The organism is bacterium (genome assembly GCA_030685015.1).
GTDB lineage: Bacteria > CAIWAD01 > CAIWAD01 > CAIWAD01 > CAIWAD01 > CAIWAD01.
In genome coordinates this window covers 55537-73513 of sequence record JAUXWS010000095.1, presented here as the reverse complement: position 1 = coordinate 73513, position 17977 = coordinate 55537, and the positions used below count along the sequence as shown (strand labels likewise).

Genomic DNA, 17977 nt, shown 5'->3' with positions numbered 1-17977 from the left:
TGCCCGGATCGGGGTCCTGTGCCTGCTTCCCGCCGGATGCTCTCCACTTGTTCGTTGTAACCAGGAACGTTACACTTCACGTGGCCATTGCGCGGTTCAAGCACAAAGGACTGGAAATCTTCTTCCACACAGGCTCGACGCGGGGCATCCAGGTGCGGCACGCGGGTCGGTTGCGCTTGATCATGGGCCGATTGAACGTGGCGCAGGAGGTGCGGGACATGGCCTTGCCGGGGCTGGGCTTGCATACCCTCAAGGGGGATCGCCACACCACCTGGGCTGTTCGCGTCAGCGGAAACTGGCGCTTGACCTTCCGCTTCGAGGATGGTGTGCCCACGGATGTCGATCTGGAGGACTATCACTGATGGCTGTCAAGGGCATGCACCAACCGCCCCACCCGGGGGAGATTCTGAGGGAGTTGTGCCTGGAGCCACTGGACCTTTCCGTCACGACGACGGCCGAGGCCCTGGGCGTGAGCCGCAAGACCCTTTCGGCCATCCTCAACGGCCGCGCCGGGATCAGTCCTGAAATGGCGATCCGCCTCTCCCTGGCCTTTGGCACCACGGCGGAGAGCTGGCTGCAGCAGCAGGCCCAGTACGATCTATGGTGGGTTCGGCAGTACAGGCGGGGCTTGGTCGTCCGGCGGCTGGCGTCGGCCTGATGAGGCCATGCCAAGGAGTGCACGGGGTGTCCTTCGCTTGAATTGGCGGCGCACGCCGGATTGTCCACCCACGTCCTGCAAGCCGCCCGGGTGGTTGTGGAGGCCCATGCAGGGGAGATCAAGGATGCCGGGATCCGCCATTTCGGCGGTTGAAGTCACCCCTGTGTGCGCCTGGGGACTCTGGCTGCTGGTGGACGGCGAGGAACACCTGTCCGCCTTTGACTCCTTTCCCTGGTTTCGCTCCGCCACCATCCAAGAGCTGACAGAGCCAACCCGCCCCGCGCCGGACCACGTGCGCTGGCCCGCGCTGGACGTGGATCTCGGTCTGGACTCCATCCGCCATCCCGATGCCTGTCCCTGGTTGGCCAAGGCCCGTTCCATGGTCGCTGAAGGGCCGGGCGGGGATGCGGCCGGGTTGTCCCGAGCCGCGGTCGCCGTCGATCACGCATCCCGGCCAGGTCCGCCTTCATCGTCCCTTGGCTGGCGCCCGCGCGGCTCGATCCGCGGACTGTTTTCTCCCTGCTCGGACCGAGTCCTCCTGTTAATCCTGTGACGAATCCCCGCCCGGCTTGCTACATTGGTTCACTTTGTATGGACATCTTTCCAAGGGTGCCTGGCAAACTTGTTGCCGGACAGGGAGATGTTGTTAATCGGAAGGAGCCTCCATGGCCAAGCTCATGGTCACCATCGACGGCAACGAAGCCGCCGCATACGTGGCGCACAGAACCAACGAGATCTGTGCCATCTACCCCATCACCCCCTCTTCCAACATGGGCGAGTGGGCGGACCAGTGGTCCAGCGAGAACCGGCCCAACATCTGGGGCACGGTGCCCAAGGTGGTGGAGCTGCAAAGCGAGGGCGGGGCCAGCGGCGCCTGCCACGGCGCGCTGCAGACGGGCGCCCTGACGACGACCTTCACCGCCTCCCAGGGCCTGCTCCTCATGATCCCCAACATGTACAAGATCGCCGGGGAGCTGACCAGCACGGTCTTCCATGTCAGCGCGCGCAGCATCGCGGCGCAGGCCCTGTCCATTTTCGGCGACCACAGCGACGTGATGGCCGTGCGGCAGACGGGCTGGGCCATGCTTGCCGCCGGCAGCGTGCAGGAGGTGATGGACATGGCGCTCTGCAGCCAGGCCGTCACCCTCAAGAGCCGCATCCCGGTCCTTCACTTCTTCGACGGTTTCCGCACCAGCCATGAGGTGGCCAAGATCGAGCTGATCGAGGACGAGACGATGCGGTCCATGATCGAGGACGAGTGGATCTTCGCCCACCGCGCCCGCGCCCTCAACCCGGACAGCCCCGTGCTGCGCGGCACGGCGCAGAATCCGGACGTCTACTTCCAAGGGCGCGAGACGGTCAACCCCTTCTATCTCGCCTTCCCGAACCACATGGAGGAGGTCTTCATCCACTTCGCCCAGCTCACCGGCCGCCGCTACCATGCCTTCGAGTACTATGGCGACCCCACGGCGGAGGATGTGCTGGTCATCATGGGCAGCGGCGTGGGCGCCGTCCAGGAGGCGGTGGACAAGCTGAACCGCGAGGGGCGCAAGACGGGCCTCGTCTACGTCCGCATGTACCGGCCCTTCGCCGTGGAACTCTTCGTCAAGGCCCTGCCGACCACGGTGCAGCGCATCGCCGTGCTGGACCGCACCAAGGAGCCGGGCGGCGCCGGCGAGCCCCTCTACCAGGATGTCATCACCGCCCTGCAGGAAGGCCTGAGCGAGGGCTTCGCCCCCTTCGCCGCCATGCCGCGCATCGTCGGTGGTCGTTACGGTCTTTCGAGCAAGGAGTTCACGCCGGCCATGGTCAAGGCCGTGTTCGACAACGCCGCCCTGGCCAAGCCCAAGAACCATTTCACGGTGGGCATCCACGACGACGTCTGCCACACCAGCCTGGAGTGGGACAAGGAGTGGAGCGCCGAGGACGAGGGCGTCTTCCGCGCCATGTTCTACGGCCTGGGCGCCGACGGCACGGTGGGCGCCAACAAGAACACGATCAAGATCATCGGCGAGGAGACGGACAACCACGCCCAGGGCTACTTTGTCTACGACTCCAAGAAATCGGGCTCCATGACGATCAGCCACCTGCGCTTCGGCAAGAATCCCATCCGCGGCAGCTATCTGGTGGACCGCGCCCAGTTCATCGGCTGCCACCAGTTCTTTTTCCTGGAGAAGTACGACGTGCTGAAGTCGGCCATGCCCGGCGCCACCTTCCTGCTCAACAGCTCCTTCGGGCCCGACGAGGTGTGGCAGCATCTGCCCCGCCACATCCAGAACCATTTGGTGGAGAAGAAGATCCGCTTCTTCGTGACGGACGCCTACAAGGTCGCCGCCGCCACCGGGATGGGCCAGCGCATCAACACCGTGATGCAGACCTGCTTCTTCGCCATCAGCGGCGTGCTGCCGCGCGAGGAGGCGATCATGCGCATCAAGGAGACGGTGAAGAAGACCTACGGCGCCAAGGGCGACGCCGTGGTGCAGAAAAACTATGATGCGATCGACGGCTCCCTGGCCGACCTCCACGAGGTGACCGTGCCCGCCGAAGTGACGAGCACGATCACCATGACGCCGCCCGTCACGGTGGACGCCCCCGCCTTCGTCCAGGAGACCATCGCCAAGATCGTGGCCGGCCTGGGCGACGAGGTCCGCGTGAGCGAGATGCCGGTGGACGGCACCTGGCCCCTTTCCAGCGCCCGCTACGAGAAGCGCAACATCGCCCTCGAGATTCCGGAGTGGGACCCCTCCTGCTGCATCCAGTGCGGCAAATGCGCCCTGGCCTGCCCCCACGCCGCCATTCGCATCAAGGTCTACGAGCCGGCCCTGCTCGAGGGCGCGCCGGCCACTTTCAAGCACACGCCGGTCAAGGGCAAGGACTGGCCGGAGGGCACGGCCTACACCATCCAGGTGGCCCCCGAGGACTGCACGGGCTGCGAGCTGTGCGTCGTCTACTGCCCGGCCAAGAACAAGTCCGACACCAGCCGCAAGGCCCTCAACATGATCGCCCAGCCGCCCGTGCGCAAGCAGGAGGCGGCCAACTGGGACTTCTTCTTCCACCTGCCCGAGGTGGACCGCAGCCAGGTCAAGGTGGACTCGATCAAGGGCAGCCAGCTCCTGCAGCCCCTCTTCGAGTTCAGCGGCGCTTGCTCGGGCTGCGGCGAGACGCCCTATGTCAAGCTGGTCAGCCAGCTCTTCGGCGACCGCATGCTGGTGGCCAACGCCACGGGCTGCTCCTCCATCTATGGCGGCAACCTGCCCACCACGCCCTGGAGTGTGGATCGCGCCGGGCGCGGGCCGGCCTGGTCCAACAGCCTCTTCGAGGACAACGCCGAGTTCGGCTTCGGCTTCCGCCTGGCCGTCGACAAGCAGGCCGAATTCGCCCGCGAGCTGCTCGTGCGCCTGCGCGAGGTGATCGGCGCCCAGCTGGTGACGGACCTGCTCGAGGCCGTCCAGGAGGATGAGGCGGGCATCGCCGCCCAGCGCGAGCGTGTCGCCGCCCTGCACAAGAAGCTGGAGGGACGGAAGGACTGGGAGAGCCGTCATCTGGCCCAGGTGGCGGGCAGCCTCGTCAAGCGCAGCGTGTGGATCATGGGCGGCGACGGCTGGGCCTACGACATCGGTTACGGCGGTCTGGACCACGTGCTGGCCTCGGGCGCCAACGTCAACGTGATGGTGCTGGACACCGAGGTCTACAGCAACACGGGCGGCCAGGCCTCCAAGTCCACGCCCACCGGATCCGTGGCCAAGTTCGCCGCGGCGGGCAAGCCGGCAAGGAAGAAGGACCTGGGACTCATGGTCATGAGCTACGGCAACGTCTACGTGGCCCAGGTGGCGATGGGCTCCAAGGACCAGCACACGCTCAAGGCGATCCTGGAGGCGGAGGCCTATCCCGGCCCCTCGCTCATCATCGCCTACAGCCACTGCATCGCCCACGGCATCGCCATGGAGCGGGGCCTGGAGCAGCAGGACCTGGCGGTCAAGTCCGGCCATTGGCTGCTCTACCGCTTCGACCCGCGCCGCACCCTGGCCGGGGAGAACCCCCTGCAGCTGGACAGCAAGGAACCCAGCATCCCCCTGCAGGACTACACCTACACCGAGACCCGCTACAAGATGCTGGCCAAGGCCATGCCCGAGCGCGCCAAAATGCTGCTCAAGCAGGGCCAGGGCGAGGTGGCGGAGCGCTGGGAGCTCTACAAGCGACTGGCGGGTCCGGCCTCCTAGCCCGCCTCACCGCAAGAACTGCGCACGAAGCCCCCCCGGCCGCGGCCGGGGGGCTTCCGCGTCCCTGGGAACGATGCGTCGGTTGACCGGGCGATCGGCCGCGGCTCAGTACTTGACGCTGCAGCCATAGGGCTTGGTGCGTCGCGGCTCCACCTCCTCCTCGGCCTGCAGGGCCTGGAGGATGGGCGCCACGTGGTTGCGCGCCTTGGCGATGGACTCCGGGCGGGTGCCCGGCTCGCTGTCGATGGCCCCGTCGTAGAGCAATCGGCCCGCCGCGTCGATGACGAAGAGGTGGGGCGTCGTCTTGGCGGCGTAGCGCCTGCCCACGGCGCCATCGGCGTCGACCAGGTAGGCGTCGGCCGCCCAGCCATTGGCTGCCAGGCGCTGACGCAGGATCTTCTCGTCGAAATGGCCCTGCTTGCCCGGCGCCGAGCTGCAGATGGTCAACCAGGCCGTCCCCTCCTCGCGCGCCTTGCGCTGCAGGGCGGGCAGGTTGCCCGTGCTGTCGTAGTGGTTCTTGACAAAGGGACAGTCCAGGTTGATCCATTCCAGCACCAGCGTCCGGCCGCGGAAATCCGTGAGGCTGTGCCGCTTGCCGTCCAGGTCGACCAGGCTGAAGTTCGGGGCCGCCACGCCCAAGGTGGGGGAGGCGGGCGCCTCCGGCGCGATGGGCGAGGCCGGCGCCTCGGGCGCGGCGGGGATGGCGGCCAGTGGCGCCGTCTCGGCAGCTCCAGCGGAGATGGTTGCGAGGCTGCCCAGCAGCAGCAGGGAGGCCAGCAGGTGCCGGGGGCCCCAGGAGCGTGGTTGACAGGTGCGCATGATCGTGTTCCTTTCTATGGGTCTTGCTTGTCGACGGAAGCCGGGGATTGCTCCAGCGGCAGGACGAGGCGCCAGGCGCGGCGCGGGCGCTCCAGGTCCACCAGCAGGGCGCGCAGGGTGTCCGGCGGCGCTTCGCCGAAGTCGGCCCGGGCTTGGCGCCACTGGGCATTGATCGAGCCGATGCTCCAGGCGCCGCCCGTCTCGTCCAGCCATCCCGGCACCTCAGGCAGCAGGCGGACGCGGGCGGGCAGGCCGGCGGCAGGTCCGGTCAAACAAAGGGAGTCCGAGTCCAGCACGGCCCACCACTCGCCCGACGGCGCGGGAAGGGGCAGGCTGCGCTGGAGGCGCTTCCACAAGCGGGCGCCGCGGCGGTCGGCTTTCGGCCGCTCCCCCACGGCCAGGCGTAGGGTGGCTCTGCCCTCCCCAGGCACACAGGCCTCGCGGCAGGCCAGCCAGTCGGCTGACAGCCGGATTTCGACCTCTTCGCCCGGCCGGGCGTCGGCCGGCGCCGTCAGCGGCACGGCCAGCAGCAGCTCCTCCTCGTGGGCCAGGCTGCGTCCCGCCTCCGATTCCTTCAACTGCGGCACCGGCCAGGTGGGTGGCCCCGCCCGCCAACCCGCGGGCAGGCTCCAGCGCAGGTCGGGGGGCAGGCCGGAATCCCCCGGATTGATCCAATAGAGGTGCCAGCCACGCTCCAGGCGGAAGTGCACGAGCAAGGTCGTCGTGCCGCCCGGGGCGACGCCGGTCGTGGCGGCGTGCAGGCCAAGAGCCACCGGGCCGGCGGCGGCGCGGGCGGATCCCGCCGGTCCGACCGGCCAGGCCACTGCCAGGAGGGCAGCGGCGAGCAGGACTCCCCGAACCAGGCGCATGAAGGGGCCCTCAAAAGTTTGTCTTGCCAAAGAAGATCGCGAGAGGCGGGCGGGGTGGCAAGCCGGGGGATGGATCAATCGTTGCGTCGACGGCCGGAGGACTCATCCTTGGAACGGCGCAAGGCTTCCTCGCGCAGGCGCTCGCGCACCTGCTCGGCATCCTCGTGCTCCTGGATGGTGATCTTGTGGTAAACGGCGTGCACGCCCCGGCGGAACCAGGGAACGCGGGCCTCGAAGATCTCCACCCCCACCAGCACCGCCACCTGCACCAAGGCCAAGGCGAAGGCGGCGCCGAAGTAGCCCAGGCCGATCATGGAACCCACCGCGGCCAGCATCCAGATGACGGCGGCGGTGGTGACGCCGTAGACGATGCCTTCGCGGATGAGCATGACACCGCCCCCCAGGAAGCCGATACCTGTCACCACCTGGCCCAGGACGCGCGTTGGATCGGTGCCAGGGCCGCCCAGCTGGTGGGAGAGGAAGACGAAGACGGTCGTGCCCAGGCAGATGAGCACGCTGGTGCGGATGCCGGCCGGCTTGCCGCGCAGCTGCCGCTCCAGGCCCATCAAGCCGCCCGTCAGCACGGAGAAGGCCACGGTCTTCCAGAACAGCGGCATGTAGACGAGGGAATCGATCATGGCGGCCTCCTGATTGGGCCGCAATATGGCAAAGGGCGTGGCTCAGCCGGTCTCGCGCCAGCACTCGCGGGCCAGTTCGGCCGGCTGGCACCGGTCGCTCTCCGTCACCCAGCGGGCGATGTGCCGCGCCACATGGGGCCAGCGTCGTGCCGGCGGCGCGGGACGCGCCATCCATTCGTCGACCTGTCGACTGTCCAGGCTTCGCATGACTTCGCCCAGACCCAGTTGTTCGATGGCCATGGCGTTGGCCAGCTGTTCCAGCTGGCCGGCCAGGGGCTTGACGAGGAGGCGGCGGCCCAGGTGGATGACCTCGCTGGGCAGTTCGAAGCCGGCGCTGCAGATCACCCCCGCGCAGCGGCGCAGATCGGCCAGGAAATCCTCCCGGGAGAAGGGGCGCCAGGCCAGGTGGTCGGGACCGCTCTGATCCGGGAGGCCGGCCGGGTGGCCGTAGATGAGAAAGCGCCACTCCCGCAGCGGGGCCAGGCAGGCGGCGATGGCCTGTCGGGACTCGAAGGGCAGGTAGACGAGGATCAGATCCGGCTCCGGCGCTCCCGCCGGAGCCATCTCCGGCACCACGGGGGGCAGCAGGGGGTGGCCGAAGGGATCCCAGTGCAGACCCAGGGGCACGTCGACCGGGGCGAAATGTCGCAGGACCTGGCGTCCCCCCCAATGGCCGGGGGGCAGGGGCACGGGGTGGACAAAGGCGTACTGGTGGCCGATGCCCAGGCTGCGCACGCCGCGCCGCCTGGCCCACCAGGCGCTGACCGGCTCGAAATCCGAGATGACCAGGTCCGGCTGCGGCAGCACATCGTCCAGGGAGCGCAGATCCCGCGCCAACTGAAGGGGGCGCAGGCCGGCGGCGGAGGCCAGCAGGCGGATCCGGCCGGCTTTGGTGGAGAAGGTGAGGCCACGGCACATCCTGGGTGGCGACCTCAGGCCCAGATCCGGAAGCGATCCGCCCGCACGTCCGGAGACGATCACAGCCAGATCATGGCCGCAGGCCACCAGCTCGCGAATGATCTCGCGGGAGCGGCTGAGATGGCCGTTGCCCGTGCCCTGGATGCCGTAGAGGATCCTCACGCGGGCAGGATGGTGGTGGCGAACAGGCGCGCCGCCACGGCGCAGCCCAGCCCCAGGGCGGCGCCGGCCAGCACGTCCGATGGGTAGTGTACACCGAGCACCACGCGGCTAAGGGCCACGAGCATGGCCCAGGTGAAGAGGGGCAGGGCCAGGGCGGGCACCAGGGCGGAGAGCAGGGTGGCGGCCAGGAAGGCGGAGGAGGTGTGGCCGGAGGGGAAACTGAAGGCGTCTCCCGGCACGACCAGCTGCTGCAGTCCCCAGGGCCCGTCGCCCGGCCGCAGCCGTTTCACGCCGTGCTTGGCCGCCTTGAAGGAGGGCACAAGCAGGGCGAAGCCGAGGGCCAGCTCGACCAGCAGGCGCAAGGCCGGCCGGGAACCCTGCGAGAGCAAGGCGAGAGGCAGGATGGGATAGAGCCAGCCATCCGCCGTGAAACTGATGCGCCGGAGGATGCGCACCAGGCGGCGGCGACCGTGCCAGCGGGCCGCCTGCCGGCAGCCGCCCAGGTCCAGGATGATGAGCGTGTCGCGCCAGTTGCTCACGGAGCCTCCTTTCGGCGACGAAAGTGACGGCCCATGATTGGGATCGGATGAAGGGAGGGTCAGGATCTCATGAGGCGGGGCCGAGCGGCCCCTGCCGCCGGCCCCTTGGACAGGCAGAATCCATGCGGTGGCGGAATCACCGGAGGAGGGTCATGCGTCCCGTCTCCAAGCGGCCACCCGTCTCCAGGCGGTGGAAGTAGGTGCCGCTCGCCACCGGGCGGCCATCCTCCCCGTCGCCTTTCCACACCGCCTGATGCTCGCCGGCGGCCTGCGGTCCGTCCACCAGGGTGCGCACCAGGCGCCCCTCCACGTCGTGGATCTGCAGCTTGACGGGGCCGGCCTCGGACAGGGCGAAGCGGATGACGGTCTCAGGGTTGAATGGATTGGGATGGTTGCCGCGCAGCAGGTGTCCCACCGTGCCGGCGGCCGTGGGGCTGGCGGCTCCCTCGCCCGTCTCCAGGGAAGGCGTGCCGCCGCCGCCCAGGCCCTTGCCGCAGGGGCCGCGCCCGCCACGGGCGGGCGGCGTGACGCCCCAGGAACGAAGCAGCTTGTCGTGCTCGGCGCGGATGGCCTCCGGCTCGGCGCCTTCGCTCTCCAGCCGCTGGCGCAGTTGCCAGAGCTGCTGGCGCTGCTCCTTCGTCAGATCCATCCCCACACCACAGGCACCCGGACCCCGGCCCCGACTTGGCCCGGCGACGGGCGGCTCAAGGCCCCAGGAGCGCAACAGCTGGTCGTGCTCGGTGCGAATGGCGGCGGGTTCGGCCCCCTCGCTCTCCAGCCGCTGGCGCAGTTGCCAGAGCTGCTGGCGCTGCTCCTTCGTCAGGTCCATCCCCACACCACAGGCACCCGGACCCCGGCCCCGGCCGGCCGCCGGCGGCTCCAGGCCCCAGGAACGCAGCAGCTTGTCGTGCTCGGCACGCATGGCGGCGGGTCCGGCCCCCTCGCTCTCCAGGCGCTGGCGCAACTGCCAGAGCTGCTGACGCTGCTCCTGCGACAGATCCTGGCAAAAGCCGCGGGCTCCCTGGCCCCGTCCCAGGCCTTGGCCCGCCGCCGGCGCGGCCAGGCCCCAGGAGCGCAGCAATTCGTCGCGCTCGGCCCGGGCTTGCACCGCGTCCGTTCCCTCATCCAGGTGGCGCGCCTGCATGAGTCGCAGCTCACTCTTCTGATGGGAATCCAGCTCCTGCCAGGTGGTGGCCGGCGCCTGAGTCGCGGCCAGCAGGGCGGCCAACAGCGACAAGCGCAGCAGGCCGGAGGTCGTCGTGTGCAGCATGTCCTTCTCCTTGTGTTTTGTGCCCGTCTGACGGCGCTCCGGGCAGACCGATTCCGTCAGGGTCGCGGACGCACGGTCAGGCGCAGGGGCAGGCCATCCAGCTCCGCGCTGCCGGAAGCGGCGGAACCGCTCGGGGACGTGCCGCGCGCGTCACGGCCTCGCGGGCCACCAGATTCACCACTTGGACCTGGGCCGTCGCCCCAACCACCCGGGCGGGCAGCCGGTCCCCGACCCCTGGAGCTGCCACCTCGCTGACGCCCCGACGGCCGCGCTCATCCTGTAGCCCGGCCCACTGCCTGGTCGGCCGCTCCAACTCCAGGAACCAATCATCCATGGACCCGCCCGCCGCCAAGCGCGGGGAGGCGGCGCCGGCCAGGGGCAGAAAACGCGCGGCGCCGCGGCGAGGCGGGATGCCTCCAGTGTCGTGCGGCAGCCGGCCGCCCACCACGCGCAGGCGAGAAGCAGGCCTGTCCGGCGCAGGATGGCGCCCCCTGTGGCGCATTGTCTCATGGCCGATCCCCGGGCGGTGGGGGCGGCGGGACGTCCAGGCTGTCGGGCGGGATGTCGCGTCCGGCCTGTTGTCTCCAGTGGCGTCGTCGTCCTGGTCCATCCGGACCAAGCCCGTCGGGCGGGCCGCCACCCGGCCTTCCCCAGCCGGGACGCCCGCGCCGGGGCGGCTTGGCCAGCTGATCCTGCAAGCGCGCCCACTGCTCCTCCGACAAATGGGGACGCAGGGCCGACAGCAGGCTGTCCACCTGTCCGCGCAGGTAGCGGCGATGCTCCCGCATGCGCTCACTCATCAGTCCGGCCTGCGCCTCAAGCAATGAATCGACGAAGTTCTGCTGGCCCGCGTCCAGCTCAAGCGATTCATGCAGCAGGGTCATCAGGTGGGGCGGGTAGGCCATGGCCGCCAGGCGGTCGAAGCGGCGGGCGGCCAGCCGTCCACCCAGGAGCAGACCCAGGATCAGGCCGATGATCAGGGTCAAGGCCAGGGCGGCCAGGCTGCGCGTGCGCGGGTTCATGACCAGTCCTCCAGTTGAGCCACCAGGCCGTTCTCCAGTGTTTCGGCGGGCAGGTTGAGCAGGCGGTCCAGCCAGACGCCCTCGGGCTGGGCCGCCAGGTTCCAGGCGGCGAGGCCGGCCGCCAACAGGAAGAGGGCGGTGCCGGCGGCGGGAAAGAGGCGCCAGGTCCACTGCCAGAAGGGGTTCACCTCGGCGGCGGTCCGCCGCTCGGCCTCCAGGCGGGCCAAGACGCGACCGGCGAAGCCCGGGCGAAAGGAATGGATCGCGCTCTCCGCCACCAGGCGCTCCAGTCCGCCCGTCTCGTCGTGCTTGCTTGTCATGGTCGCTCCTCCTGCGCAGGTCTTCGTCCCTCTCCCCGGTCCAGCAAGGGCCCCAGCTCCCGCCGCAGGGCCTCCATGGCGCGGGACAGCCTGGAGAGGACCGTGCCGTAGGGAATGCCCAGCTGCTGGGCCGTCTCCTCCGTGGACAGGCCCTGCAACCAGCGCAGGACCACCACGGCCCGCCACTCCGGCTTCAGGCGGTGCACGGCCCGCCGCACCAGCCGCCCGCGTTCGCGGGCATCCAGCGCCGCCTCGCCGTCCAGCGCCGGTTCCCTTGCCCGCCCCTCCTCGGTGTCCAGGTGGAGAAAACGCAGGTGCCAGCGTTTGCGGGCCCGCAGGCGGTCCAGACACAAGTTGATGGCGATGCGGGTCAGCCAGGTGGAAAGCTGGGCCTCGCCCCGGAACTGGTCCAGGGACCGGTGGCAGCGGATGAAAACCTCCTGGGCCACGTCCTCGGCCTCGTCCTCGCCCAGCATGCCCAGCACCACGGCCGCCACCCTCCCCTCGTGGGCTTCCACCAGCCGGCGGAAGGCCTCTTCGTCGCCGGCGCGGGCCATGGCCAGCCATTCCTCGGCGGGGCGGGGCGGGACGGCCGGCTGGGATTGGCTCATGGCTGGAACCCGTGTTGAATGTCACGACGGCGGACGGCTCCGCTCGATGATGCCGGCCTCGGGTGTCACGGCGCTTGGACGGCCGTGGCTCGCGGGTCATTCCAGGCTTTCGCGGACGCCTCCGACGGAGTCCGCTTCGCTACCTTCCCGCTGGACTAGACGAGGAGAGCATGTTGTCCCGCCTGCAAATGTACAGCACCTCCTGGTGCGGGGACTGCCGGGTCCTCAAACGCTTCCTGGCCGCCGAGGCCGTCGGCTGGGAGGAGGTCGACATCGACGCCGACCCCGCCGCCGCCGCCGAGCTGGTGGCCGCCACCGGCAAGCGCGGCATCCCCTATCTCAAATGGGAAGGCGCCTTCCACAAGGCCTATCCCCTGGATCCGCCCGCCCTGCGCGTCTGGCTGGCCGAGCGCGGCCTGTGCGGAACGGGTCCCCGATGACGGCCGAGGACCGGTTGCGCGAAACCGTCCTGGCCAGCCGACGGCTGCTGGACGGCAAGCTGCTCCAGGTCCATGAGGACACGGTGCTCCTGCCCGACGGCCGCCAGGGCTTGCGGGAGTGGATCCGCCACCCGGGCGCCGTGGCCGTGATCGCGCACCGGCGGGAGGAGGACCGCGTCGTGCTGGTGCGGCAGTACCGCCACCCGGTGGGGCGCATCCTGTGGGAGCTGCCGGCGGGCAAGCTCGATCCCGGCGAAGCGGTGGAGGCCTGCGGCCGCCGCGAGCTGGAGGAGGAGACCGGCTGGCGGGCAGGCCAACTGGAGGCTGCCCTCACCCTCTTGCCCTGCATTGGCTACTCCAACGAGGTCATCCATGTCCTTTACACGGAGGAGCTGACGAGCGGCCAGCGGCGGCTGGATCAGGGCGAGTTCCTGGAGGTGCGCGAGCTGGCCCTGCCCGAGCTGCGCGGCATGGTGGAGCGGGGGGAGATCGAAGACGGCAAGACCCTGGTCGCCCTGTACTGGCTCTTCGCCCGGCTGGACCGGACAAAGGCCCCATGACGCGGCCCTGGGTCGTGCGCAGCGGACCCTGGTCGGAGGGGGACGTGGCCGGGCGGATCGCCCGCAGCCGCGGGCTTGATCCAGCCCTCGAGCAGCGACACGACCCCTTCCTCATGGCCGGCATGGCCGACGCGGTGGGCCGCCTGCGCCGGGCCATCGACCAGCGCGAGCGCATCCTCGTGTTCGGCGACTATGACGCCGACGGCGTCACCGCGGCCACCCTGCTGCGCCAGGGCCTGGCCGACCTGGGCGCCCGCGTCGCCGTGCGCCTGCCCCACCGGGTGGGAGAGGGCTACGGCCTGCAGGGCTCCCAGGTGGAGGAGATCATCGCCGCCGGCGCCAAGCTGCTCATCACCGCGGACAACGGCTCCTCGGCCCACGAGGCCCTGGCCCTGGCCGCCCGCTCCGGCCTGGACGTCATCGTGGTCGACCACCACCACTGTCCCGCGGAGCTGCCGCCCGCCGTCGCCGTGCTCAATCCGCGCCGCGCCGACTGCCCCTATCCCTTCAAGAGCCTGGCGGCCGTGGGCGTGGCCTGGAAGCTGCTGGCCGCCCTGGACTGGCCCGGCCTGGAGGAGGGCCTGGATCTGGTGGCCCTGGGCACCGTGGCCGATCTGGCCACCCTCAAGGGCGAGAACCGCCTGCTGGTGCGGGAGGGACTGGCGCGGATCCGCCAGGGCGGGCGCCCGGGCCTGGCCGCCCTGCTCGCCCTGCCCGGCGCCACGCGGGAGGGCGTCGACGCCCGCACCCTGGGCTGGCAGCTGGGCCCGCGCATCAACTGCGCCGGCCGCCTGGCCGAGGCCGACCTCGCCTGGCGCCTGTTGGAGGCGACGGAGGCGGGAGAGGCGCGCACCCTGGCCGAGCGGCTGGACACCCTCAACCAGGAGCGCCGCCGCGTCCAGGACGAGGCGGTGCGCCAGGCTGAACAGGTGCTGCGGGAAAGCGCCGAGCTGCCCGCCATCCTCATCTTCGTGGGGCGGGATTGGCACCTGGGGGTGATCGGCCTCATCGCCGGCCGCCTGTGTCAAAGCACGGAACGGCCCGTCCTCGTCATGAGCCGCGTGCTGGGCACGGGTCTGGTCAAGGGCAGCGCCCGCAGCGTGCCCGGTCTCCACATCACGGAGGCGATCGCCCGCCACGCCCACCTGCTGGAAAGCTATGGGGGCCATGCCGAGGCGGCCGGCCTCAGCATCCGCGAGGAGCAGCTCCCCGCCTTCATTGAAGGGCTGGGCCAGGACGTGGCCGAGGCGTGGAGCGGGATCCCGGCGCCCTCCCTCGTCATCGACAGCGCCGTGGCGGCGGCTGAGCTGGACCTCACCCTGCCGGTCCGCCTGCAGGCGCTGGAACCTTGCGGGGCCGGCAACCCGCGGCCGCGCCTGGGCATCTTCCAGGCCCGCGTCGAGCGCTTCTTCGAGATCGGCGGCGGCAAGCATCTCAAGTGCTGGGTGCAGGCCGAGGGGCGCCGGCTGGAGGCGGTGTGGTGGAGCCAGGGGGCGGCGGCCGCCTCCTACCAGGTCGGCCAGGAGGTGGACCTCGCCTTTGCGCCCCAGGTCAACAGCTGGAACGGGCGCACGGAGCTGCAGCTGGTGATCGAGGCCCTGCGACCTGCCCGGCCTCCCCTCATCGAGGGGGATTGAGATGGTGGAGACCGGCCGCCTGCTGCGTCGCTATCTGGACCATTGCCGCTTCGAGCGCGGCCTGTCCGAGAACACCCTCTCCGCCTACGAGCACGATCTGCTCCGCTACTTCGAGGCGCTCGAATTGCAGGATCGAAGCCCCCTGGACGTGGACATCCGCGGTCTTGAGCGCTATCTGGCCCTGGTCGCCGAACTGGGCCTCTCCGTGCGCAGCCAGTCCCGCGCCGTCAGCGTGCTGCGCGGTTTCCACGCCTGGCTGACGGCCGAGGACCTGCGCGGCAGCGACCCCGCCCGCCTGTTGGAGACGCCCCGCCTGGTGCGCAGCCTGCCCCGCACCCTCGCCCGTCCCGAGATGGAGCGCCTGCTCACGCCGCCCGCGGTCAAGGCGGGCGGCTTGCAGGAGCGGCTGGCGGCGCGCGACCAGGCCCTGCTCGAGGTGGCCTACGGCGCCGGCCTGCGGGTCAGCGAGCTGTGCGGCCTGGGCTACCAGCACATGCTGCCCGAGGAGGGCCTGCTCCGCATTTTCGGCAAGGGGGCCAAGGAGCGGGTGGTGCCCCTGGGCGACCCGGGCTGGCTGGCCCTGCGCCACTATCTGGGGGAGGCGCGCGCCTTCCTCGCCGCCCGCTCGCGCAGCGCCGAGCGGGGGCGGCAGGGCGCCTGGCGGGTCTTCCTCAACCACCTGGGCGGACCCCTGACGCGCATGGGCTTCTGGAAGATCCTGCAGAAGCGCCTGGCGGCCACCGGCCTGAGCGGGGACTTCCATCCCCACAGCCTGCGCCACAGTTTCGCCACCCATCTGCTCGAGGGCGGAGCCAGTCTGCGCGCCGTGCAGGAGATGCTGGGCCACGCCGACATCGCCACGACGCAGATCTACACCCATGTGGATCGCGAGTTCCTCAAGGCCCAGTACCGGGCGCACCATCCCCGGGGCTGATCCAATCCTGCATCACGCCCCGTGCCGCGAGGCATGCGGGGCGGAGCAAAATCAGGGCCGACGCGGCGTGGCAGGGAGCGCGCTGGACGGATCCGGACGCCGGGCGATGGCCAGGAGCGACACGCCGGCGGGAAAGCCGGCATGGGGCAGCCAGAAGCGCTCCAGGGCGAAGATCCATTGCAGGAGTGCGTTGAGCGGCGCGGGGGGGGGCTCCATGTCGTCCCCGTCGCGGCCGGTCAGGCGCTTGAGCAGGCGCACGGCCAGGACGGCGGGGAGGAGGAGGCAGTTGAAGCCGGTGAGCCGCTCCACACGCAGGCCGGCCTGGTCGATGACCCGGCGCAGGGTCCGGCGCGTGTAGCGGCGCTGGTGGCCGTGCTCCTCGTCATGGCGCGTCCAGAGGGCGGGGTGGGCGGGAACGGTGAGCAGGAGGCGGCCGCCGGGGGCGAGCAGGGCGGCCAGGGCGGCCAGGGCGGCGCCATCGTCGGCAATGTGCTCCAGCACGTCGGTGAGCAGGATGAGGTCCTGGCCGCCGGGTGGAAAAGGGAGCGGGCCGGGCAGGGCCCCCAGCCGCAGGTCGGCCCCGGGCAGGCGGGCGGCGGCATGCGCCAGGGCCCGCGGGCTGCTGTCCAGCCCGGCCAGGCGCAATCCCGCCGGCAGCCCGGCCAGCAGCAGGCCGGTGCCGCAGCCGGCATCCAGCACCCGCAACCCGGTCCGCAGCCAGGGCCGCAGCAGGCGGTGGAGGATGGCGGCGCGGGCCCGGAACCAGAAATGCTCCCGCTGCACGCGCTCCATCTGGTCGATCAACTCGTCGCGCATGATCCTTCCCTTGACTGGCCGCCAATATCTCAATGCCGGGGCGCTGGTGGGGCCGCCTGGAGCTGCGCGCCCTCCCGCCGTCTGTCGGTGCCTCGTCCACATCGGGCGGACAGGCCACTCCCGCCGCCGACCCCTACCTTTCCATCGGACAATTTGGAGGACGCGTGTCCGACCCCCTGGACGCTGTCGTGGCGCTGCTGGCCGCGCTGCCCGGCCTGCCCCACTGCTTTCATCCATACGCCAGCGGCGACCAGGAGCGCGATGCCCTTCGCCGGGCCAATCTGCGCAGCTATCTGGGGGAGATGATGGCGCGTCGTCCCGTCGCCGCCCTGGTGGGCGAGGCGCCCGGCATCCACGGTTGCCACTGGACGGGCGTACCCTTCATGGGGGAGCGGCTCCTGACCCGCGGACTGGCCCGCCACGGCCTCTTCGGGCCGGACAAGGGCTACCGCTGGACGAGCAGCCACCCGCGGGGGGAGAGCGAAGCCTCGGGCACGATCCTCTGGGGCATCATCGAGGAGTTGCCTGTTGTGCCCTTTGTCTGGAATGCCTTTCCCCTTCATCCCTTTCATGCCGACCGGCCGGCCAGCAACCGCACCCCCACGCCCGCCGAGCTGGCCGCCTGCGCCCACATCCTGCCTATCATGTTGTCCCTTTTCCCCATCGAGCAGGTGGTGGCGGTGGGGCGGAAGGCGGAAGGCCTGCTGGGGGATCTGGGCATCGCGCACCAGGCCGTGCGCCATCCCGCCAACGGGGGGGCTCCCGCCTGCCGGGCGGGCTTGCTGGCGCTGCTGGGCTGATGGCGGTTCCGGACACCAGGGGGTTGGTCCATGGGCGCTGATGGGGAGGAGACACCATGAAGCCACCTGCGAGGCGGAGGGATTCCTTCCCGGCCTTGTGGGTCCATGACGAGGACCTGTGCCGTAAGATGGGATCGACGGTCGTGGCGGCCGGCCTGTGCGGGGTGGATGAGGCGGGCCGCGGTCCCCTGGCCGGACCCGTCGTGGCCGGCGCCGTCATCTTGGGAGGGGATTGCCGACCCGCCGGCCTGAACGACTCGAAAAAAGTGAGTGAGCCGGAGCGGGCGCGTCTGGAGGGTCTCATCCGCGGGCGGGCAGCGGCCTGGGCCACCGGCCGCGCCGAGGTGGAGGAGATCGACCGGCTGGGCATCCTGCCCGCCACCTTCCTGGCCATGCGGCGGGCCGTGTCCGCCCTGGACCGGGAGCCCGGTTTCCTGCTGGTGGACGGGCGGGACTATCCCTTCCACCCGCGTCCGGGACGGGCCATCGTCAAAGGGGACGGCTTGAGCGCCTGCGTGGCGGCGGCGGGCATCCTGGCCAAGGAGGAGCGGGATCGCGAGCTGCGCCGCCTGGACCTCCTCTTCCCAGGCTGGGGTTTCGCCCGCCACAAGGGATACGGGACTTCCGTCCATCTGGCCCTTCTGCGGGAGAGGGGCCGCCTGCCCATCCACCGCCGCAGCTTCCGCCTGCCCTGGGAAAAAGGAGCGGAGCCCCTGCCTTTGGCTTGATCCACCGCACTCCGCA

Annotated in this window: 20 protein-coding genes; 10 read left to right on the top strand and 10 right to left on the bottom strand. The window is 70.4% G+C overall.

All coding sequences use genetic code 11. The annotated features are described in order from the left end of the window. Positions 1-80 precede the first annotated feature (80 nt). From Q8O14_13825 to nifJ, 4 genes are all read left to right on the top strand, one after another. On the top strand, positions 81-362 hold the full coding sequence (locus Q8O14_13825) for a type II toxin-antitoxin system RelE/ParE family toxin (GenBank protein ID MDP2361805.1): 282 nt from the start codon (positions 81-83) through the stop codon (positions 360-362). Next, positions 362-658 (top strand): HigA family addiction module antitoxin, encoded by a 297-nt coding sequence (locus Q8O14_13820; GenBank protein ID MDP2361804.1) that lies wholly within the window; start codon positions 362-364, stop codon positions 656-658. The genes Q8O14_13825 and Q8O14_13820 overlap by 1 nt, the downstream gene beginning before the upstream one ends. A 124-nt stretch (positions 659-782) precedes the next feature. Further along, positions 783-1211: a DUF2442 domain-containing protein gene (locus tag Q8O14_13815; protein ID MDP2361803.1), complete on the top strand. Its 429-nt coding sequence runs from the start codon at positions 783-785 to the stop codon at positions 1209-1211. A gap of 112 nt (positions 1212-1323) precedes the next feature. Beyond that, positions 1324-4878 (top strand): pyruvate:ferredoxin (flavodoxin) oxidoreductase, encoded by a 3555-nt coding sequence (gene nifJ, locus Q8O14_13810; protein ID MDP2361802.1) that lies wholly within the window; start codon positions 1324-1326, stop codon positions 4876-4878. A gap of 105 nt (positions 4879-4983) precedes the next feature. Here nifJ and Q8O14_13805 read toward each other — a convergent pair whose 3' ends face one another. The 9 genes from Q8O14_13805 to Q8O14_13765 form a co-directional block, all read right to left on the bottom strand. Continuing rightward, positions 4984-5697, bottom strand: coding sequence for a redoxin domain-containing protein (locus Q8O14_13805; protein ID MDP2361801.1), 714 nt, complete (start codon positions 5695-5697; stop codon positions 4984-4986). 14 nt (positions 5698-5711) lie between these two features. After that, positions 5712-6566, bottom strand: a complete 855-nt coding sequence (locus Q8O14_13800) for a protein-disulfide reductase DsbD family protein (GenBank protein MDP2361800.1) — start codon at positions 6564-6566, stop codon at positions 5712-5714. A gap of 74 nt (positions 6567-6640) precedes the next feature. Then, on the bottom strand, positions 6641-7204 hold the full coding sequence (locus tag Q8O14_13795; protein ID MDP2361799.1) for an MgtC/SapB family protein: 564 nt from the start codon (positions 7202-7204) through the stop codon (positions 6641-6643). A 42-nt stretch (positions 7205-7246) separates the two neighbouring features. Beyond that, positions 7247-8284 carry a glycosyltransferase family protein gene (locus Q8O14_13790; protein MDP2361798.1) on the bottom strand — a complete coding sequence of 346 codons (1038 nt, stop codon included), beginning with the start codon at positions 8282-8284 and terminating at the stop codon, positions 7247-7249. Next, positions 8281-8823, bottom strand: coding sequence for a phosphatase PAP2 family protein (locus tag Q8O14_13785; GenBank protein MDP2361797.1), 543 nt, complete (start codon positions 8821-8823; stop codon positions 8281-8283). Before Q8O14_13785 ends, Q8O14_13790 begins: the two co-directional genes overlap by 4 nt. 136 nt (positions 8824-8959) lie before the next feature. Next, positions 8960-10093 (bottom strand): FlgD immunoglobulin-like domain containing protein, encoded by a 1134-nt coding sequence (locus Q8O14_13780; protein ID MDP2361796.1) that lies wholly within the window; start codon positions 10091-10093, stop codon positions 8960-8962. Positions 10094-10599: 506 nt separating this feature from the next. Continuing rightward, positions 10600-11115 carry a hypothetical protein gene (locus tag Q8O14_13775; protein ID MDP2361795.1) on the bottom strand — a complete coding sequence of 172 codons (516 nt, stop codon included), beginning with the start codon at positions 11113-11115 and terminating at the stop codon, positions 10600-10602. Next, positions 11112-11435, bottom strand: coding sequence for a hypothetical protein (locus Q8O14_13770; GenBank protein MDP2361794.1), 324 nt, complete (start codon positions 11433-11435; stop codon positions 11112-11114). The genes Q8O14_13775 and Q8O14_13770 overlap by 4 nt, the downstream gene beginning before the upstream one ends. After that, on the bottom strand, positions 11432-12046 hold the full coding sequence (locus Q8O14_13765; protein MDP2361793.1) for a sigma-70 family RNA polymerase sigma factor: 615 nt from the start codon (positions 12044-12046) through the stop codon (positions 11432-11434). The genes Q8O14_13770 and Q8O14_13765 overlap by 4 nt, the downstream gene beginning before the upstream one ends. Positions 12047-12216: 170 nt before the next feature. Here Q8O14_13765 and Q8O14_13760 point away from each other — a divergent pair, with 170 nt between their 5' ends. The 4 genes from Q8O14_13760 to Q8O14_13745 are packed head-to-tail and all read left to right on the top strand — an operon-like array spanning position 12217 to position 15617. Beyond that, positions 12217-12486 (top strand): glutaredoxin domain-containing protein, encoded by a 270-nt coding sequence (locus tag Q8O14_13760; protein ID MDP2361792.1) that lies wholly within the window; start codon positions 12217-12219, stop codon positions 12484-12486. After that, on the top strand, positions 12483-13046 hold the full coding sequence (locus Q8O14_13755) for an NUDIX hydrolase (GenBank protein MDP2361791.1): 564 nt from the start codon (positions 12483-12485) through the stop codon (positions 13044-13046). The genes Q8O14_13760 and Q8O14_13755 overlap by 4 nt, the downstream gene beginning before the upstream one ends. Next, positions 13043-14683: a single-stranded-DNA-specific exonuclease RecJ gene (gene recJ / locus Q8O14_13750; protein ID MDP2361790.1), complete on the top strand. Its 1641-nt coding sequence runs from the start codon at positions 13043-13045 to the stop codon at positions 14681-14683. The genes Q8O14_13755 and recJ overlap by 4 nt, the downstream gene beginning before the upstream one ends. Position 14684: 1 nt before the next feature. Next, positions 14685-15617: a tyrosine recombinase gene (locus Q8O14_13745; GenBank protein MDP2361789.1), complete on the top strand. Its 933-nt coding sequence runs from the start codon at positions 14685-14687 to the stop codon at positions 15615-15617. 51 nt (positions 15618-15668) lie between these two features. On the opposite strand, the gene Q8O14_13740 is transcribed toward Q8O14_13745, so the two are convergent. After that, complete coding sequence (locus Q8O14_13740; GenBank protein ID MDP2361788.1) at positions 15669-16433, bottom strand: methyltransferase domain-containing protein; 765 nt, start codon at positions 16431-16433, stop codon at positions 15669-15671. A 164-nt stretch (positions 16434-16597) separates the two neighbouring features. Here Q8O14_13740 and Q8O14_13735 point away from each other — a divergent pair, with 164 nt between their 5' ends. Further along, on the top strand, positions 16598-17233 hold the full coding sequence (locus tag Q8O14_13735) for a uracil-DNA glycosylase (protein MDP2361787.1): 636 nt from the start codon (positions 16598-16600) through the stop codon (positions 17231-17233). A 128-nt stretch (positions 17234-17361) separates the two neighbouring features. Beyond that, complete coding sequence (locus tag Q8O14_13730) at positions 17362-17961, top strand: ribonuclease HII (GenBank protein ID MDP2361786.1); 600 nt, start codon at positions 17362-17364, stop codon at positions 17959-17961. Positions 17962-17977: the final 16 nt, after the last annotated feature.

What these genes read in the sequence shown, in the direction of transcription:
- Q8O14_13820 (MDP2361804.1), top strand. Translation starts at nt 362, where the DNA reads ATGGCTGTCAAGGGCATGCACCAACCGCCCCACCCGGGGGAGATTCTG.
- Q8O14_13815 (MDP2361803.1), top strand. Translation starts at nt 783, where the DNA reads ATGCCGGGATCCGCCATTTCGGCGGTTGAAGTCACCCCTGTGTGCGCC.
- nifJ (MDP2361802.1), top strand. Translation starts at nt 1,324, where the DNA reads ATGGCCAAGCTCATGGTCACCATCGACGGCAACGAAGCCGCCGCATAC.
- Q8O14_13805 (MDP2361801.1), bottom strand. Translation starts at nt 5,697, where the DNA reads ATGCGCACCTGTCAACCACGCTCCTGGGGCCCCCGGCACCTGCTGGCC.
- Q8O14_13800 (MDP2361800.1), bottom strand. Translation starts at nt 6,566, where the DNA reads ATGCGCCTGGTTCGGGGAGTCCTGCTCGCCGCTGCCCTCCTGGCAGTG.
- Q8O14_13795 (MDP2361799.1), bottom strand. Translation starts at nt 7,204, where the DNA reads ATGATCGATTCCCTCGTCTACATGCCGCTGTTCTGGAAGACCGTGGCC.
- Q8O14_13780 (MDP2361796.1), bottom strand. Translation starts at nt 10,093, where the DNA reads ATGCTGCACACGACGACCTCCGGCCTGCTGCGCTTGTCGCTGTTGGCC.
- Q8O14_13775 (MDP2361795.1), bottom strand. Translation starts at nt 11,115, where the DNA reads ATGAACCCGCGCACGCGCAGCCTGGCCGCCCTGGCCTTGACCCTGATC.
- Q8O14_13770 (MDP2361794.1), bottom strand. Translation starts at nt 11,435, where the DNA reads ATGACAAGCAAGCACGACGAGACGGGCGGACTGGAGCGCCTGGTGGCG.
- Q8O14_13765 (MDP2361793.1), bottom strand. Translation starts at nt 12,046, where the DNA reads ATGAGCCAATCCCAGCCGGCCGTCCCGCCCCGCCCCGCCGAGGAATGG.
- Q8O14_13760 (MDP2361792.1), top strand. Translation starts at nt 12,217, where the DNA reads ATGTTGTCCCGCCTGCAAATGTACAGCACCTCCTGGTGCGGGGACTGC.
- Q8O14_13755 (MDP2361791.1), top strand. Translation starts at nt 12,483, where the DNA reads ATGACGGCCGAGGACCGGTTGCGCGAAACCGTCCTGGCCAGCCGACGG.
- recJ (MDP2361790.1), top strand. Translation starts at nt 13,043, where the DNA reads ATGACGCGGCCCTGGGTCGTGCGCAGCGGACCCTGGTCGGAGGGGGAC.
- Q8O14_13745 (MDP2361789.1), top strand. Translation starts at nt 14,685, where the DNA reads ATGGTGGAGACCGGCCGCCTGCTGCGTCGCTATCTGGACCATTGCCGC.
- Q8O14_13740 (MDP2361788.1), bottom strand. Translation starts at nt 16,433, where the DNA reads ATGCGCGACGAGTTGATCGACCAGATGGAGCGCGTGCAGCGGGAGCAT.
- Q8O14_13730 (MDP2361786.1), top strand. Translation starts at nt 17,362, where the DNA reads ATGGGATCGACGGTCGTGGCGGCCGGCCTGTGCGGGGTGGATGAGGCG.